The organism is Serratia sp. Ag1 (genome assembly GCF_000743355.1).
Classification (GTDB): Bacteria; Pseudomonadota; Gammaproteobacteria; order Enterobacterales; family Enterobacteriaceae; genus Chania.
In genome coordinates, this window is sequence record NZ_JQEI01000026.1 from 53066 (window position 1) to 69853 (window position 16788).

Consider the following 16788-nt stretch of genomic DNA (forward strand, 5'->3'; position numbering starts at 1 on the left):
AGCGCATTGCGCTGATGGCGCGGTGAAATTAATTAGCTCAAACAGGGGGATGCCTTGTTCCTGGCGCAAGAAATAATCCGTAAAAAACGTGACGGCCAGCCGTTGAGCGAAGCGGAAATCCGTTTCTTCATCAATGGGGTGCGTGACAATGTGGTTTCCGAAGGGCAGATTGCCGCGCTGGCGATGACCATCTACTTCCACGATATGAACATGGCAGAACGCGTGGCGCTCACCATGGCGATGCGTGATTCCGGTACGGTGCTGGACTGGAAAAGCCTGGCGCTGAACGGCCCGATTGTCGATAAGCATTCCACTGGCGGCGTAGGCGATGTGACTTCACTGATGCTTGGCCCAATGGTCGCGGCCTGTGGCGGCTACGTGCCGATGATTTCTGGCCGTGGTTTAGGCCATACCGGTGGTACGCTGGATAAGCTGGAAGCCATTCCGGGCTTTAATATTTTCCCCGACGACAACGCGTTCCGTAAAATGATCAAAGACGTCGGTGTGGCGATTATCGGCCAAACCAGCTCGTTGGCACCGGCGGATAAGCGTTTCTACGCCACGCGCGACATTACTGCGACCGTCGATTCCATTCCGCTGATCACCGCCTCGATCCTGGCAAAGAAGCTGGCGGAAGGGTTGGATGCGCTGGTGATGGATGTCAAAGTGGGATCGGGTGCCTTTATGCCGACTCATCAGCTTTCGCAAGATCTGGCGCAGGCGATTGTCGGCGTAGCCAACGGTGCAGGGTGCAAAACCACCGCGTTGTTGACCGACATGAATCAGGTGCTGGCTTCCAGTGCCGGTAACGCGCTGGAAGTGCGCGAAGCGGTGCGCTTCCTGACCGGTGAATACCGCAACCCGCGTCTGCTGGAAGTGACCATGGCGCTGTGTGTAGAAATGCTGCTTTCCGGTGGCTTGGCGACGGACGGTGTGGAGGCTCGGGCCAAACTGCAGGCGGTATTGGACAATGGTAAAGCGGCAGAGGTCTTTGGCCGTATGGTGGCGGCGCAACAGGGGCCGGTGGATTTTGTCGAGCGTTACGACAACTACTTGCCGACCGCTACCTTGAGCAAGCCGGTTTATGCCGAAAAACCAGGTATCATTACCGCGATGGATACCCGGGCGCTGGGGATGGCGGTGGTGGCATTGGGCGGTGGCCGCCGCCGCGCTGCCGACAGTATCGATTACAGCGTTGGCCTGACGGAAGTGGCGCGTTTGGGCGCCAACGTGGGGACACAGCGCCCGCTGGCGCTGATCCACGCTAACGATGAAGAGAGTTGGCAACTGGCGGCAGATGCGGTGCGCAAGGCGATGGTGATGGGCGATAAAGCCCCGGCAGCCACGCCGGTGGTGTACCAGCGCATCACGGAATAACCGCGATTTTTAAAGAATCAGGAGCAGTAGCGGCTGGTACGCTGCTGCCCGTAGCAGGAGAACAGAATGAAACGCACCTATATTATGGTACTGGATTCGTTCGGGATCGGCGCAAGCGCCGACGCCAAACGTTTTGGTGATGAAGGTTCCGATACTCTTGGCCATATCGCGGCAGCTTGTGCGCGCGGTGAAGCCAATGTGGGCCGCAGCGGCCCGCTGACGCTGCCAAACCTGAGCCGTTTGGGCCTGGGCAAAGCGGCGGAGGAATCCACCGGCAAATTCCCGACAGGATTGGATCAACATGCCGAGATCATTGGCGCTTACGGCTATGCCAGCGAGCTTTCCTCCGGTAAAGACACGCCGTCTGGTCACTGGGAAATCGCCGGTGTACCCGTCTTGTTCGACTGGGGATATTTCCACGACGAACACAACAGCTTCCCACAGGAACTGCTGGACAAACTGGTGGTGCGCGCCAACCTGCCGGGTTACCTCGGCAACTGCCACTCTTCCGGCACGGTGATCCTCGATCAACTGGGTGAAGAGCACATGAAAACCGGCAAGCCGATTTTCTACACCTCGGCGGATTCGGTGTTCCAGATCGCCTGCCACGAAGAAACCTTTGGCCTGGATCGCCTGTACGAACTGTGTGAAATCGCCCGTGAAGAGCTGACCGAAGGCGGTTATAACATTGGCCGCGTGATTGCGCGCCCGTTCGTTGGCGACAAGCCGGGCAATTTCCAGCGCACCGGCAACCGTCATGATTTAGCGGTGGAACCCCCGGCTCCGACCGTGCTGAAGAAGCTGGTTGATGAAAAAGGTGGTGAAGTGGTTTCCATCGGCAAGATTGCCGATATCTACGCCAACGTCGGCATTACCCAGAAAGTAAAAGCCAACGGCATTGATGCGCTGTTCGATGCCACACTGCGCGAAATGGAAAAAGCCGGTGATAACACCATTGTGTTCACCAACTTCGTTGACTTCGACTCCTCCTACGGCCACCGCCGCGATGTGGCCGGTTACGCCGCCGCGCTGGAGCAGTTTGACCGCCGCTTGCCGGAACTGCTGGAGCGCGTTACCGGTGACGATATCATTATTTTTACTGCCGACCATGGTTGTGATCCGACCTGGGCAGGTACCGATCACACTCGCGAGCACATTCCGGTGCTGGTGTATGGCCCGAACGTGAAGCCGGGTTCGCTTGGGCACCGTGAAACGTTCGCCGATATCGGCCAGACCGTCGCCAGCTATTTTGGTCTGTCGCCGATGGACTACGGTAAATCCATGTTTTAAGACTTTTTAATAAGCATTGAGGGAAGAGATTATGGCTACGCCACATATTAACGCTGAGATGGGTGATTTCGCTGACGTGGTGCTGATGCCAGGCGATCCGCTGCGGGCAAAATACATCGCTGAAACCTTCCTGGAAGGGGCGGTGGAAGTGAACAACGTGCGCGGCATGTTGGGTTTCACCGGCACTTACAAAGGCCGCAGGATCTCGGTGATGGGCCACGGCATGGGCATCCCGTCTTGCTCTATCTATGCGCGCGAGCTGATTGCGGAATTTGGCGTGAAGAAAATCATTCGTGTCGGCTCCTGCGGTGCCGTACGTGATGATATCAAACTGCGTGACGTGGTGATCGGTATGGGAGCTTGTACCGATTCCAAAGTGAACCGTATGCGTTTCAAAGATCATGACTATGCTGCGATTGCGGATTTTGACATGGTGCGTAATGCGGTAGACGCAGCGGCGGAGCAGGGCATCCCGGCGCGCGTGGGCAACATTTTCTCCGCCGAACTGTTCTATACGCCAGATCCAGATATGTTCCAGGTGATGAAGAAGTACGGCATTCTGGGTGTGGAAATGGAAGCGGCGGGCATCTACGGCGTAGCCGCAGAGCTGTATGAAGAGTTCGGCTGTAAAGCGCTGACTATCTGCACCGTGTCCGATCATATCCTGCGTCACGAAGCCACCACCGCTGCAGAGCGCCAGACCACCTTTAACGACATGATCGTTATCGCGCTGGAGTCCGTGCTGCTGGGTGATAAAGCGTAAATAGCGTGTGGGCGCAGCGCGCTGCGCCCTTTACCAATCTATTCATATTGCCATAAACCTATCTGATTAATTCTTTACCTTTCCGCTAATTAGCGCTATTACTCTATTTACCAATCTATTCACTATTCTATTCAATCATGAGCACTGTCGAGCAAATTTTGCGTCATGGCCCAGCCACGGCTCGCGCCCTCACCGACGCGCTGGGTATCAGCCAGCCAACGCTATCGCGCCGGATCCGCGCTGTGGCGGGAGCGGTGCTGACCATCGGTAAAGGCAAGGCGACGCGCTATGTGTTAAGGCGTGAGATCGGCGGTGAGGCACATTTCCCGTTGTACCGTATTGATGAGTTGGGCAAAGCGCATGGGTTTGCCACGCTTTATCCTTTGTACCCGGCAGATAGCTGTGCGGTGCGCTATGAGCAAAGCGGTGAATGGCGGCTGTACGAAGGCTTACCCTGGTATCTGAACGACTTGCGTCCGATAGGCTTTCTTGGCCGCGCCTGGGGAAAAGGCGCTGCACGACAACTCAGGTTGCCGGAAGACGTTCGGCTATGGAATGAAGATCAGCGTCTGCTGGCGCTTGCTCACTATGGCGAGGATATGAGTGGCGATCTGTTACCGGGGGTAGGCAGTTATCAACGCTGGCTGATGCGTGATCCTGAAATCCCGGTTCCGTTGGCGGACAAAGCCGTACAGTACGCCGCGCTCTCTGCACGTGCGTTGGCAGGGGAACTGATTGGATCTTCCGCCGGTGGCGAACAACCCAAGTTTATCGTCTATGCCGAACTGGCAGGGGCGCGCTATGGTCATGTTTTGGTGAAATTCAGCGCCGCGCCGGAGAATGTTATTGCCCGGCGTTGGAGCGATTTACTGATCGCCGAGTCATTAGCGTTGCAGGTGGTGGCGGAAGCCGGATTGCCTGCTGCACCTGCAAAGCTATTGTTTGGCGAGAACCGGCAGTGTTTTTTGGAACTTGAGCGCTTCGATCGCGTTGGTGAATATGGTCGCGTTGCCATGGTTTCGCTGGAGGCTCTGGATGCCGAATTCAGTGGTAGTGGTGGCGCTAACTGGGTCACGGCGGCTGAACGGCTATTACAGCAAGGAATCATCAACCGTCATACTTACCAGAAAATTGCCCTGTACTGGGCGTTTGGCCGGTTGATCGCCAACAGTGATATGCATCAGGGAAATCTATCGTTTCTGCGCCCGCAGCAGCAGCCCGTGGAACTGGTACCGCTGTATGACATGTTGCCAATGGCGTTTGCACCAGCCAATAGCGGCAATATGCGGCAGGAAACGTTGGAAATCAGCTTGAGCAACGAAGTCAGCGGCGCGGTTTGGCGGCAAGCCGAGCTGATGGCGCTGGAGTTCTGGCAACGCACGGCGCAACACCCACAGATCGGCAAGCCATTCCGCACTATCGCCGCACACATGCAAATACAGATCCAAACGCTGAATGAACGCATTCAGCGTTTGGCTTAGTCCTTTTTCACTTCTTCTGGCTCTTCTGCCTTGTCGTCATCGCCTTCTGCCAGCGGTGTGTTGGCCGTTAACAGGTACGGCGACTGCTGCCAGCGGCTGCGGCGACCCTGCAATAACGTGCGGGCCAGAATAATGCCGATAGCCAACGCCAGCAGGATCATCAGGCGCAGCAGGTTGGTGGTGTTATCCACCTGCTTGGTTTCGGTGCCCAGCACGTGAGTATCAAGCGTGACGCGGATAAAGCCGATGGGGCCATCTTTGCCCTGAATTGACTCGACCAACTGATGATTGAAATAGCTGCCCGCGCGTTTGCCGTCGAGTGACAGACGATCGCGCACGCTGATCTGTTCGCCGGAGTGGGCCATCAGTGTGCCATCGAGCTTGTAGACGCTGGCGTCAAGAATGCGGCTGTGGTGGGTGAGCTGTTGCAGAATGCTGTCAATACGCTGGTTGTCGATATCGCCGTCATCATCCAACAGCGGAGCCAGGCTAAAAGCCACTTGCTTGGTCAGCGTTTTTGCCAGTTCTTCTACCTGTTCCGAGCGCGCCATTTGGTGGCTCAGGCTAAAATAGGAGGCACCTTGCATTAACATCACCAGCAAAGCCAGGCAAATCAGAATAATAGCGGTGCGGTGCAGGCGGAATTTCAGTTTTGCTTTAGCCATACGGCTTCCTTGGTCTTTTGGACGCTTTATGTTGCCAGAAGCAAGGGCTATAGGATAGCTTTACCCGTCGTCTTTCAAGCTGCAGTTTTTAGGAGCCAATAATGCCAAATCGTCTGACCTATTGCGATCTCCCGGCGGAGATCTCTCAATGGCCGGGTCTTCCCCTTTCGCTGAGCGGTGACGAAGTCATGCCGCTGGATTATCGGGCAGGCCACACCGGTTGGCTATTATATGGCAGAAAACTGGACAAAGAGCGCATTACCCAGTTCCAGCGCAAGCTGGGGGCGGCGATGGTGATCGTTGCCGCCTGGTGGGTGGAAGACTATCAGGTGGTACGTTTGGCAGGAGCGCTGACGGCGCGTGCCAAGCTGCTGGCCGCTGAAAATGGGCTGGATGTGGCGCCGCTCGGCAAGATCCCGCATTTGCGTACGCCGGGCCTGTTAGTGATGGATATGGACTCTACCGCGATCCAGATTGAATGCATCGACGAGATCGCCAAACTGGCCGGGGTCGGCGAACAGGTAGCCGAAGTTACTGAACGCGCGATGCGCGGTGAGCTTGATTTCACCGCCAGCTTGCGGCAACGCGTCGGTACGCTAAAAGGGGCTGATGCCAATATCCTGAAACAGGTACGTGATGAACTGCCGCTGATGCCTGGGCTGACCAGCCTGGTGGGCAAACTGCAGGCGCTGGACTGGCATGTTGCCATCGCTTCCGGTGGTTTTACCTATTACGCCGAATACTTGCGCGATAAGCTGAAACTGGTGGCCGTGGCCGCCAACGAGCTGGAAATCCGCGATGGCAAATTAACCGGTGAAGTGCTGGGGCCGGTCGTGGATGCACAACATAAAGCCGACGTGCTGGTGAAACTGGCAGAAAAACTGGGCATTCCGCCACAGCAAACTGTGGCGATCGGCGACGGTGCCAACGATCTGAAAATGATGCAGGTGGCCGGGTTAGGTATTGCCTACCACGCTAAGCCCAAGGTGTATGAAAAGGCGCAGGTGTCGATTCGCCATGCCGATCTGCTGGGGGTGCTCTGTGTGCTTACCGGCAGTTTGAAACATGAGGTGAGGTAATCGTGGCTAAAGCAGTAAAACGGGCGTTTGTCTGTAATGAATGCGGGGCTGATTATCCGCGCTGGCAGGGGCAGTGCAGTGCTTGCCATGCCTGGAACACCATTACGGAAGTGCGCCTGGCTGCGGTATCTGCATCTTCTGCCCGTACCGAGCGCTTCAGTGGTTATGCCGGTGATGCGGGCGTCAGCCGGGTGCAGAAGCTGTCGGACATCAGCCTGGAAGCGTTACCGCGCTTCTCTACCGGCTTCCTCGAGTTTGACCGCGTGCTGGGCGGTGGAGTGGTGCCGGGCAGCGCCATTCTGATCGGCGGCAACCCTGGGGCGGGTAAAAGTACCCTGCTGCTGCAAGTGCTGTGCAAACTTTCCGAACAGATGAAAACCCTGTATGTCACTGGCGAAGAATCGCTGCAACAGGTGGCGATGCGTGCTCACCGTTTGGGCTTGCCAACCGGCGGCCTGAATATGCTGTCGGAAACCAGCATTGAGCAAATTTGCCTGATCGCTGAGCAGGAACAGCCAAAGCTGATGGTGATCGACTCGATCCAGGTGATGCATATGGCGGATATCCAGTCTTCGCCGGGCAGCGTGGCGCAGGTGCGTGAAACCGCCGCTTACCTGACGCGCTTTGCCAAAACGCGCGGCGTGGCGATCGTGATGGTCGGCCACGTGACGAAAGACGGTTCGCTGGCCGGGCCAAAAGTGTTGGAACACTGTATCGACTGCTCGGTATTGCTCGACGGCGATGCCGACTCCCGTTTCCGTACCTTGCGCAGCCACAAAAACCGCTTTGGCGCGGTGAATGAGCTGGGCGTATTCGCCATGACCGAACAGGGCCTGCGTGAAGTCAGCAACCCTTCCGCCATCTTCCTCAGCCGTGGCGATGAAGTCACCTCCGGCAGTTCGGTGATGGTGGTGTGGGAAGGCACACGCCCGCTGTTGGTAGAGATTCAGGCGCTGGTGGATCACTCGATGATGGCCAACCCGCGCCGCGTAGCGGTGGGGCTGGAGCAGAACCGTTTGGCGATCCTGCTGGCGGTGCTGCATCGCCACGGTGGATTGCAGATGTCCGATCAGGATGTGTTCGTCAACGTGGTGGGCGGCGTGAAGGTCAGTGAAACCAGCGCCGATCTGGCGTTGTTGCTGGCGCTGGTGTCCAGTTTCCGCGATCGTCCGTTGCCTGACGACTTGGTGGTGTTTGGCGAAGTCGGGCTGGCAGGGGAGATCCGCCCGGTGCCAAGCGGCCAGGAGCGTATCTCCGAGGCGGCAAAACACGGCTTCAAACGCGCTATCGTGCCGCATGCCAACGTGCCGAAAAAGTCACCAGCGAATATGCAGGTGTTCGGCGTGAAGAAACTGGCGGATGCCTTGAGCATTCTGGATGAGCTTTAGCAGTGTCCAAGGGCGGGTAGAATATGCTATTTTGTTTAGCATATTAAACAGGAGGGGTTATGCGGCAGTTCGATTACCTGAAAGCAGCAATTAAGCAAAAAGGTTGTACCTTACAACAGGTGGCCGATGCCAGTAGGATGACCAAAGGCTACCTTAGCCAACTGCTGAACGACAAAATCAAAAGCCCCAGTGCGCAAAAGCTGGAAGCGGTACACCGTTTTCTCGGGCTGGAATTCCCGCGCCGCGAGAAAAAAGTCGGTGTGGTGTTTGGTAAATTTTACCCGTTGCACACTGGCCATATTTATCTGATCCAACGTGCCTGCAGCCAGGTAGACGAGCTGCACGTGATCCTGTGTCATGACGAGCCGCGCGATCGTGAACTGTTCGAGAACAGTTCGATGTCACAGCAGCCGACGGTCAGCGATCGCCTGCGCTGGCTGCTGCAAACCTTCAAATACCAAAAAAACATCCACATTCACTCCTTCGACGAAAAGGGCATTGAACCTTATCCGCACGGCTGGGATGTGTGGAGTAATGGTATGAAGCACTTTATGGAACAGAAGGGCATCGTGCCGAGCTTTATCTATTCCAGCGAAGAGCAGGATGCACCGCGCTATCGTGAACACTTGGATATCGAAACCATTCTGGTAGATCCCGAGCGTTCGTTCATGAACATCAGCGGCCGCCAGATCCGCCAGGATCCGTTCCGCTACTGGGACTATATCCCGACCGAAGTGAAACCGTTCTTTGTGCGCACCGTGGCGATTTTAGGCGGTGAATCCAGCGGTAAATCCACGCTGGTGAACAAGCTGGCGAATATCTTCAATACCACCAGCGCCTGGGAATATGGCCGTGATTATGTGTTCTCCCACCTGGGTGGTGACGAGATGGCGCTACAGTATTCCGATTACGACAAGATTGCGCTTGGGCAGGCGCAGTATGTGGATTTTGCGGTGAAATACGCCAACAAAGTGGCGTTTATTGACACCGATTTTGTGACCACTCAGGCGTTCTGCAAGAAATACGAAGGGCGCGAGCACCCGTTTGTGCAGGCGTTGATCGACGAGTACCGTTTCGATCTGGTGATCCTGCTGGAGAACAATACGCCGTGGGTGGCTGATGGTCTGCGTAGCCTGGGGAGTTCGGTCGATCGCAAAGCGTTTCAGCGCCTGTTGGAAGAGATGCTGCGTGCTAATAACATTGAATATGTACACGTAGAATCCAGCGACTATGAGGAGCGCTTCCTGCGTTGCGTTGAACTGGTCAAGCAACTGCTGGCGGCAGATGCCAGCCGGTTGGTGGGCGTTTCCCCCCTGTTGCGTTGAAAGAAGGGCGCAGCAGGCTGCGCCCTGAAATCGTTAGTAAACAATCACCAACTTACCCTGCATATGGCCTTGCAACAGCTTGGTATGAGCAGCGGCGACCGTTTCCACCGTCAGGCCATGCAGTGTTTCGCTCAGCGTGGTGGTCAGTTTCCCGGCATCCAGCAGTTGCGCCATTTGCTTGAGGATTTCCCCTTGCTGGGCGATATCCGGCGTATTAAACATGCTGCGGGTAAACATAAATTCCCAATGCAGCGCGGCGCTTTTCAGCTTCAGCGCGTTCTGATCCAGCGGCTGGCTGTTCTCTACGATGGTGCAGATATGGCCCAGCGGAGCGATCAACTCGCTGATGGCTGGCCAGTGGCCGTCGGTATCATTCAGGCACAGAATATAATCGACGTGCTTGATGCCCTCTTTGGCCAGATTGGCTTGCAGATCGCGGTAATCCACCACCAGTTCGGCACCGCGCTCGCGGCACCAGGCGGCAGACTCCGCACGTGACGCGGTGGCAATCACTTTCACTTTACTGCGCTGTGCGGCCAATGGGATCGCCAGTGAGCCCACGCCACCGGCTCCGCCGATGATCAGCAACGTTTTATCTGCTGTCGCATCCTGGATCTGCAAATGTTCAAACAGCGCTTCCCAGGCTGTGAGGGCGGTCAGCGGCATGGCGGCGGCTTCGGCCCAGTTCAGCGTGCGCGGTTTGTGCGCACTAATACGTGAGTCGATCAGTTGTTGAGTGCTGTTGCTGCCAGGGCGGGTAATATCCCCGGCATACCACACCTCATCACCCGGCTTGAACCCCGTGACGTGGCTGCCGACTGCCAGCACCACGCCGCTGGCATCCCAGCCGAGAATGCGTGGTTGCTGTAGGCCATTTTTCTGCAGGTTAGCATGGACCTTGGTATCGACCGGGTTAACGGAAACGGCTTTCACCTCCACCAGCAGATCGTACTGGCCCGGCGTGGGCTGTTCTGGCGCGATCTCGATAAAGCGGGCGGGATTTTGTGGATCGACGGCAATGGCCTTGATTGACATGATGCTGCTCCTTCGAATGAATGCCTTTAATCTCTCCGGCGGATAATATAGTCCGGTGCGGGTTTGTTTCAGTGCAGATGATGCGTAGGGATAAGAAAAAGCCCGCAGAGTGCGGGCTGAATCAGGTTACTTGGTGACTCTTTTGTACTTGATGCGGCGGGGTTCCAACGCTTCGGCACCCAGAGTGCGCTTTTTGTACTCTTCGTATTCGGTAAAGTTACCTTCGAAGAATTCAATTTTGCCTTCATCCTGATAATCCAGAATGTGGGTGGCAATACGGTCAAGGAACCAGCGGTCGTGCGAGATCACCATGGCGCAGCCTGGGAATTCCAGTAAGGCGTTTTCCAGCGCGCGCAGGGTTTCGATATCCAGGTCGTTGGTCGGTTCATCGAGCAGCAGCACGTTGCCGCCAACCTGCAGCAGCTTGGCTAAGTGCAGACGGCCACGTTCACCACCGGACAGCTCACCAACGCGTTTGCCCTGATCGACACCCTTGAAGTTAAAGCGGCCAACGTAAGCACGGCTTGGCATTTCGGTGTTGCCGATGCGCATGATGTCCTGACCGCCGGAAACTTCTTCCCACACGGTTTTGGAATTATCCATGCTGTCGCGGAACTGATCGACAGACGCCAGCTTGACGGTATCACCCAGCGTGATGCTACCGGAATCAGGCTGTTCCTGACCGGACATCATGCGGAACAGGGTAGACTTACCTGCGCCGTTCGGGCCGATAATGCCGACAATCGCGCCCTTCGGTACCGAGAAGGAGAGATCGTCGATCAACAGGCGATCGCCGTAAGATTTGCGCAGGTTGCTGACTTCCACCACTTTATCGCCCAGGCGTGCGCCCGGTGGGATAAACAGTTCGTTGGTTTCGTTACGTTTCTGGTATTCGGTGCTGTTGAGTTCTTCAAAGCGTGCCAGACGGGCTTTACCCTTAGACTGACGGCCTTTAGCGCCTTGACGCACCCACTCCAGCTCTTTCTCAATCGACTTGCGGCGAGCGGCTTCGGCAGAAGCTTCCTGTGCCAGACGGGCGTCTTTCTGCTCCAGCCAGGAAGAGTAGTTACCTTCCCACGGAATACCCTCGCCACGGTCCAGCTCGAGGATCCAACCCGCGACGTTGTCGAGGAAGTAACGGTCGTGGGTGATCGCCACTACGGTGCCTTCGAAGTCGTGCAGGAAGCGCTCCAGCCAGGCCACGGATTCAGCATCCAGGTGGTTGGTGGGTTCGTCCAGCAGCAGCATGTCCGGTTTTTCCAGCAGCAGGCGGCACAGCGCAACGCGGCGGCGTTCACCACCGGAAAGGTTGGCGATTTTGGCGTCCCATTCCGGCAGGCGCAGCGCATCGGCGGCGCGCTCAAGCTGGGTGTTGAGGTTGTGGCCATCGTGAGCCTGAATGATCTCTTCCAAGCGGCCCTGTTCTGCAGCCAATTTGTCGAAATCAGCCCCTTCTTCCGCGTACAGTGCATACACTTCATCAAGGCGTTTCAGAGCCCCCACCACTTCTGCCAACGCTTCTTCTACCGACTCGCGCACGGTATGTTCCAGGTTGAGCTGCGGTTCCTGTGGCAGATAGCCAATCTTGATACCCGGTTGTGGGCGCGCTTCCCCTTCGATATCGGTATCGATGCCGGCCATAATGCGCAGCAGGGTGGATTTACCGGCGCCGTTCAGGCCCAGCACGCCAATTTTGGCCCCAGGGAAAAAACTCAGGGAGATATTTTTCAGAATATGACGCTTCGGCGGAACCACTTTGCCGACGCGATGCATGGTATAGACGTATTGAGCCACGTTGCTCCGAGCCTCTTAGTTACTAGTGTTTATGATGTCCCACTCTTCTCATGGGGCATTTTTGCTTAACTTTGAATTTAACAGTGCTAGTTGGCCAGTATTGTGATCTGGTATCCAGTCGTCGTACACATTAAACAGCCTCTGCGTCGAGGTATGCCCATCTGTGTTGAAATAAACGCAGGATTAGCTCCAGCAGATAATGACCAGCACACATAAGTATGGCGAGACTGGTACGCCTTACGATGCCGTAGTTTAGCCCGTTTCAATGTTTTATCCCAGTTATCAATGTTTGCATTTGAAGAGCAGTGACATCCAGCATCGTTTTGTGAACCTCCCACTGATGTAATCACAGCTAAGAAAAGGGAACGGTCGCTCACATTTTTAATAGACCCCTGATTATTCTCAATGAATCTATAGACTGACTAGTCAATAGATTCAAGGGGGGGAGTTATATTAAGATTTTTCGAGGAGTATTATAGATATTAAAAATTTCTTGACATCTCTGATGTTTGCATGGGAGTAGTTAGGATTTCTACTTCATACTCCAGATATATCAAAAGTACTAGATACCAACTCACAACGATTAAATCTTATCTTGAAAACAATCTGTTTGGCTATTTGTGATAATAGGTACTATTTTTGGCCAGGAGTTTGAGTATTCTTCATTTTTTTAAACTAACTTCAAAATAAACTTCCGGCATAAAGCATGACATTAGGTTATAGGGGCTGTAAAATATCCTTGATATATGAAAATGCTCTTTTAATGATAATTTGAGAACTCGGTAATCAAATCCCATATGGTCAAAGTGAAAATTAAAATTGGAGGTTATTTTTCCGACAGGCCTGTTTTTGGGAGGGTTTTTTAGGGTGGCTGAAATTATGTGTGATATTTTTGTGTCGAAAGTATTTCTCCGACGCGTTAGGCGGAATAAGCCCTTGTATATGGCTGGAAAACCAATTTCAACAGGAACGCCAATTATTAATTTCCCATCATTTTTCAATATGCGTGTAATGTCTCTTAACGCCTCTATGGTTTCATTATTAGGTAAGTGTTCAAAAACCTCCAAACAAAAGACATAATCCATGCTTGAGGATGGAATAGAGTTTACATCTTGTGTAAATGACACATTTTTTACGTTTGACAAATTTTCTTTTGCTTGTTCAATTAGCTCGGGTGACGGTTCATAACACGTTAGTAACGTGTTCCCTTCAGGGACTAGTTTCAAAAGCTCCCCATTACCTGAACCAAAATCACAAACATGCATTATCCTTTCAGAATCAGAAGGTGTATAGCTGGATAGTGCGATAACAAGCCTTTTTCTCTGTAAAGCTCTTTTTATTGGATTTTTATCCAAAAACGTAATGCTTGAATATGACATTATCGACTCATTCATGAAAATCAACTTAGTCAACACACTATAAATGTCAGAGTTTTTTTTTTCAATGCCTGCATGTAATAAGGTCTATATAGCATAAAAATGGTTTTCTTTGGGAGAGGCAGAAAGAAAACGCCCGGCAGAGTGTGCCGGGCGCTGAGTTCAAGCGGATGCAGGGATTATGCTGCTGGTTTGCGGTTCGCCCGGATACGGACGATAACCCATTTCTCAACTTCCACAATCAGGAACAGCGCGATCGCAATCAGCAGTGTGATGCCCCAGTAGAACAGCGGCAATGGTGCGGTACCGAACAGCGAGTTCATGAATGGCAGATAGATGATAGCCATCTGCAACAGCAGCAACACGCCACTCACCAGCCACAGGCCTTTGTTCATAAACACCTGACGATTCAACGGGAAGCGATCGGCGGTGCGGCAGTTGAACATGTAAACCCATTGCGCGGTCACCAGGGTTTGCAGCAACACGGTGCGGATGAATTCGCTGCTGTAGCCGCGTGGTGCCATCCAGGCTTCCAGTATGAAGGCGCTGATAGCGATCAGAATACCGACAAAGCCGATGCGCCAGATGGCATGCAGATCCAGCACGTTGCTGCCAGGCACGCGTGGTTTACGGTGCATCAATCCTTTCTCAGCCGGTTCATACGCCAGGCCGAACGACAGGGTGGTTGAAGTGGCCATGTTCATCCACAGGATCTGGATCGGGGTTAACGGCAGTATCGCACCCGCCAGAATGGCGATGATGATCAACAGACCCTGCGCCAGGTTGGTGGGGAGCACGAACAGGATGGTTTTTTTCAGGTTGTCATACACCCGGCGGCCTTCTTTCACCGCACTGGCGATGGTGGCGAAGTTATCGTCGGTCAAGACCATATCAGCGGCTTCTTTGGTGACCTCGGTGCCTTTGATCCCCATGGCGATACCGACATCAGCCTGTTTCAGTGCTGGCGCATCGTTGACCCCGTCGCCGGTCATGCCGACCACTTCACCCCGGTTCTGCAACGCTTTCACCAGGCGCAGTTTGTGTTCCGGGCTGGTGCGGGCAAAGATATCGTAGTGCGCTGCGGCTTCTGCCAGCGCTTTATCATCCATATGCTCCAACTGGTTACCGGTGATGGAGTCCTGGCTGTTGCCAATACCGAGCATGGCACCGATAGCCATGGCGGTGGTCTGGTGATCGCCTGTGATCATCTTCACGCGGATACCGGCCTGCTGGCATTCTGCGATCGCTGCAATCGCTTCAGGACGAGGTGGATCCATCACCCCGGCGATACCGATAAACACCATCTGCTGGCGGATATCGTCATGACCCAGTTCCACCGCGTCATCTGGCGCGGTTTTGCTGGCGGCAGCCACCATACGCAAGCCTTGTTCGGCAAAGCGTGACATCTCCTGTTCCCAGTAGTCGCGGCGGAACGGTTTGATGCCGGATTCGGTCAGTTCCAACTCGCACAGCGAGAACAACACATCGGGGGCACCGGTGAGGAACACCTGATTTTTACCCGCCACCTGGCTGCGCACTGCCATGTATTTATAGCTGGAATCGAACGGGATCTTCGCCAGTTGGCGGGCTTCGCCGATCGCCAACTCGGCTTTCATCGCCAACACTTTCAACGCACCTTCGGTCGGGCTGCCGGTGATGATCCAGCGGCCACTGTCGTCCTGTTTCACCTGGCTGTCGTTACACAGAGTAATGGCGGTGATGAACTGGGCCAGCGTAGGGATATCCTGTACCCGCGCCTGTTTGTTGCTGTCGGCGAAGAAAATGCCGCCGGTGGGTTGATAACTTTCGCCTTCTACGCGGAAGGCGTGGTCGGCCATGATGACGTTTTTCGCCGTCATTTCGTTCATGGTCAGGGTGCCGGTTTTGTCGGAACAGATCACCGTCATTGAGCCAAGGGTTTCTACCGTTGGCAGTTTGCGGATGATCGCACGGTTGCGCGCCATCGCCTGCACGCCCAGCGACAGAATGATCGAAATGATCGCGGGCAGACCCTCTGGCACCGAGGCCACTGCCAGGCTGATTAACGCCAGCAGTAATTCCCCGATCGGCATATCGCGCAGCGTTAAGGCAAACAGCCCCAACAGCACCATCATCACCAGAATCAGGATAAAGATCCCTTTGCCCAGACGATCCATTTGTTGCAGCAATGGGGTGCGCTGGGTTTCAACGGTGGAAATCATCTCGCTGATATGGCCGAGTTCGGTGTGGCCACCCGTGGCGATGACCACGCCTTTGGCGTTCCCGGCGCTGATGGTGGTGCCGGAAAACAGCAGGTTGGTACGATCGCCAATCATGACTTCTTCAGCGATTGCATCGGTTTGTTTGGAGACCACGGTTGATTCACCGGTCAGGATCGCTTCTTCCACCTGCAGGTTGTGCGATTCCAACAGGCGCAGGTCTGCTGGGATTCTGTCCCCAGGGCGCAGCAACACGATATCGCCGGGTACCAGGTCTTCAGCATTCACCGTATGATTAATCCCGTCACGTACCACAAGCGCCTGGCTGGAAAGCATGTTCTGAATGCCTTTCAGTGATTTCTCGGCGCTGTTTTCCTGTACGAAACCGATCAGAGCATTGATGACAGCAACGCCCAGAATAACTACGGTATCGATCCAGTGGCCCATCACTGCCTTAAGAAACGCCGCAGCCAGCAGGATATAAATCAGCACATCTTTGAAGTGGGCAATAAAGCGCATAAAGGCGCTTTTCCCGGCTTTTTCAGGCAGCGCGTTGGGGCCGAATTTTGCCAGGCGCGCTGTGGCCTCTTGCTCACTCAGGCCTTCGGGCTGGCTGTCTAAATGCTGAAGAGTCTCTTTGATATCATACTGATACCATGCTTTCTCCGGTGTAATGGGAGCATGGTGCTCATGGGGGGTATGTGTTGACATTTAACGCATCTCCTAAACGTAAATTGAATCTGTATTCCCACTGGCGTTGGCAGCCCTTTTGCCGGGTTTGATATCCCTTGCTTTGTTGTTATGCAGGTGTGGATGTTGATGATTTTCAATATCTCTGTGGGTAAGTTATTGGCCGCAGCTTAAGAAAACTATAGAACACCACACATTTTGTGTGATGAAAAAAGTGCAGATAATCAGGTGAGTTATCAACATTATCAGGGGGAGCGCGACTGCTGCATAATGCACCCCCCTGAAGCAGTAAACTTCTTATACTGTAATGAATGGATAGGCGTTTCT

Annotated in this window: 12 protein-coding genes and 1 pseudogene; 7 read left to right on the forward strand and 6 right to left on the reverse strand. The window is 54.4% G+C overall.

Features of this window, described 5'->3' with window-relative positions:
- Positions 1–54 precede the first annotated feature (54 nt).
- The 4 genes from deoA to yjjJ all read left to right on the forward strand — a co-directional run bounded on the left by deoA (position 55) and on the right by yjjJ (position 4911).
- Positions 55–1377: a thymidine phosphorylase gene (deoA, locus tag IV04_RS16405; RefSeq protein WP_037398621.1), complete on the forward strand. Its 1323-nt coding sequence runs from the start codon at positions 55–57 to the stop codon at positions 1375–1377.
- 66 nt (positions 1378–1443) lie between these two features.
- Positions 1444–2667, forward strand: a complete 1224-nt coding sequence (gene deoB, locus IV04_RS16410) for a phosphopentomutase (RefSeq protein WP_037398618.1) — start codon at positions 1444–1446, stop codon at positions 2665–2667.
- 31 nt (positions 2668–2698) lie between these two features.
- Positions 2699–3430 (forward strand): purine-nucleoside phosphorylase, encoded by a 732-nt coding sequence (gene deoD, locus IV04_RS16415; protein WP_037398615.1) that lies wholly within the window; start codon positions 2699–2701, stop codon positions 3428–3430.
- 137 nt (positions 3431–3567) lie between these two features.
- Positions 3568–4911 carry a type II toxin-antitoxin system HipA family toxin YjjJ gene (gene yjjJ, locus IV04_RS16420; protein ID WP_037398612.1) on the forward strand — a complete coding sequence of 448 codons (1344 nt, stop codon included), beginning with the start codon at positions 3568–3570 and terminating at the stop codon, positions 4909–4911.
- Here yjjJ and IV04_RS16425 read toward each other — a convergent pair.
- Positions 4908–5576, reverse strand: a complete 669-nt coding sequence (locus IV04_RS16425; protein WP_037398609.1) for a YtjB family periplasmic protein — start codon at positions 5574–5576, stop codon at positions 4908–4910. The two genes, yjjJ and IV04_RS16425, sit on opposite strands and share 4 nt — an antisense overlap.
- Before the next feature lie 101 nt (positions 5577–5677).
- Between IV04_RS16425 and serB the strand changes: the two genes are divergently transcribed.
- From serB to nadR, 3 genes are read left to right on the forward strand one after another with little or no spacing between them, the layout of a single operon-like run.
- Positions 5678–6655: a phosphoserine phosphatase gene (gene serB / locus IV04_RS16430; protein WP_037398606.1), complete on the forward strand. Its 978-nt coding sequence runs from the start codon at positions 5678–5680 to the stop codon at positions 6653–6655.
- Between the two features lie 2 nt (positions 6656–6657).
- Complete coding sequence (gene radA, locus IV04_RS16435; protein ID WP_037398603.1) at positions 6658–8043, forward strand: DNA repair protein RadA; 1386 nt, start codon at positions 6658–6660, stop codon at positions 8041–8043.
- Positions 8044–8102: 59 nt separating this feature from the next.
- Positions 8103–9368 carry a multifunctional transcriptional regulator/nicotinamide-nucleotide adenylyltransferase/ribosylnicotinamide kinase NadR gene (nadR, locus tag IV04_RS16440; RefSeq protein WP_037398600.1) on the forward strand — a complete coding sequence of 422 codons (1266 nt, stop codon included), beginning with the start codon at positions 8103–8105 and terminating at the stop codon, positions 9366–9368.
- A gap of 33 nt (positions 9369–9401) precedes the next feature.
- Here the strand turns inward: nadR and IV04_RS16445 are convergent, their stop codons facing one another.
- The 5 genes and pseudogenes from IV04_RS16445 to IV04_RS16460 form a co-directional block, all read right to left on the reverse strand.
- Positions 9402–10403: a zinc-binding alcohol dehydrogenase family protein gene (locus tag IV04_RS16445; protein ID WP_037398596.1), complete on the reverse strand. Its 1002-nt coding sequence runs from the start codon at positions 10401–10403 to the stop codon at positions 9402–9404.
- Between the two features lie 126 nt (positions 10404–10529).
- Positions 10530–12197 carry an energy-dependent translational throttle protein EttA gene (gene ettA / locus IV04_RS16450; RefSeq protein ID WP_037398593.1) on the reverse strand — a complete coding sequence of 556 codons (1668 nt, stop codon included), beginning with the start codon at positions 12195–12197 and terminating at the stop codon, positions 10530–10532.
- 48 nt (positions 12198–12245) lie between these two features.
- A pseudogene (locus IV04_RS26835) lies at positions 12246–12481 on the reverse strand (integrase); the annotation flags it as partial.
- Positions 12482–12859: 378 nt separating this feature from the next.
- Positions 12860–13576, reverse strand: coding sequence for a bifunctional 2-polyprenyl-6-hydroxyphenol methylase/3-demethylubiquinol 3-O-methyltransferase UbiG (locus IV04_RS16455; RefSeq protein ID WP_037398591.1), 717 nt, complete (start codon positions 13574–13576; stop codon positions 12860–12862).
- Positions 13577–13752: 176 nt separating this feature from the next.
- Complete coding sequence (locus IV04_RS16460; RefSeq protein ID WP_037398588.1) at positions 13753–16482, reverse strand: cation-transporting P-type ATPase; 2730 nt, start codon at positions 16480–16482, stop codon at positions 13753–13755.
- Positions 16483–16788: the final 306 nt, after the last annotated feature.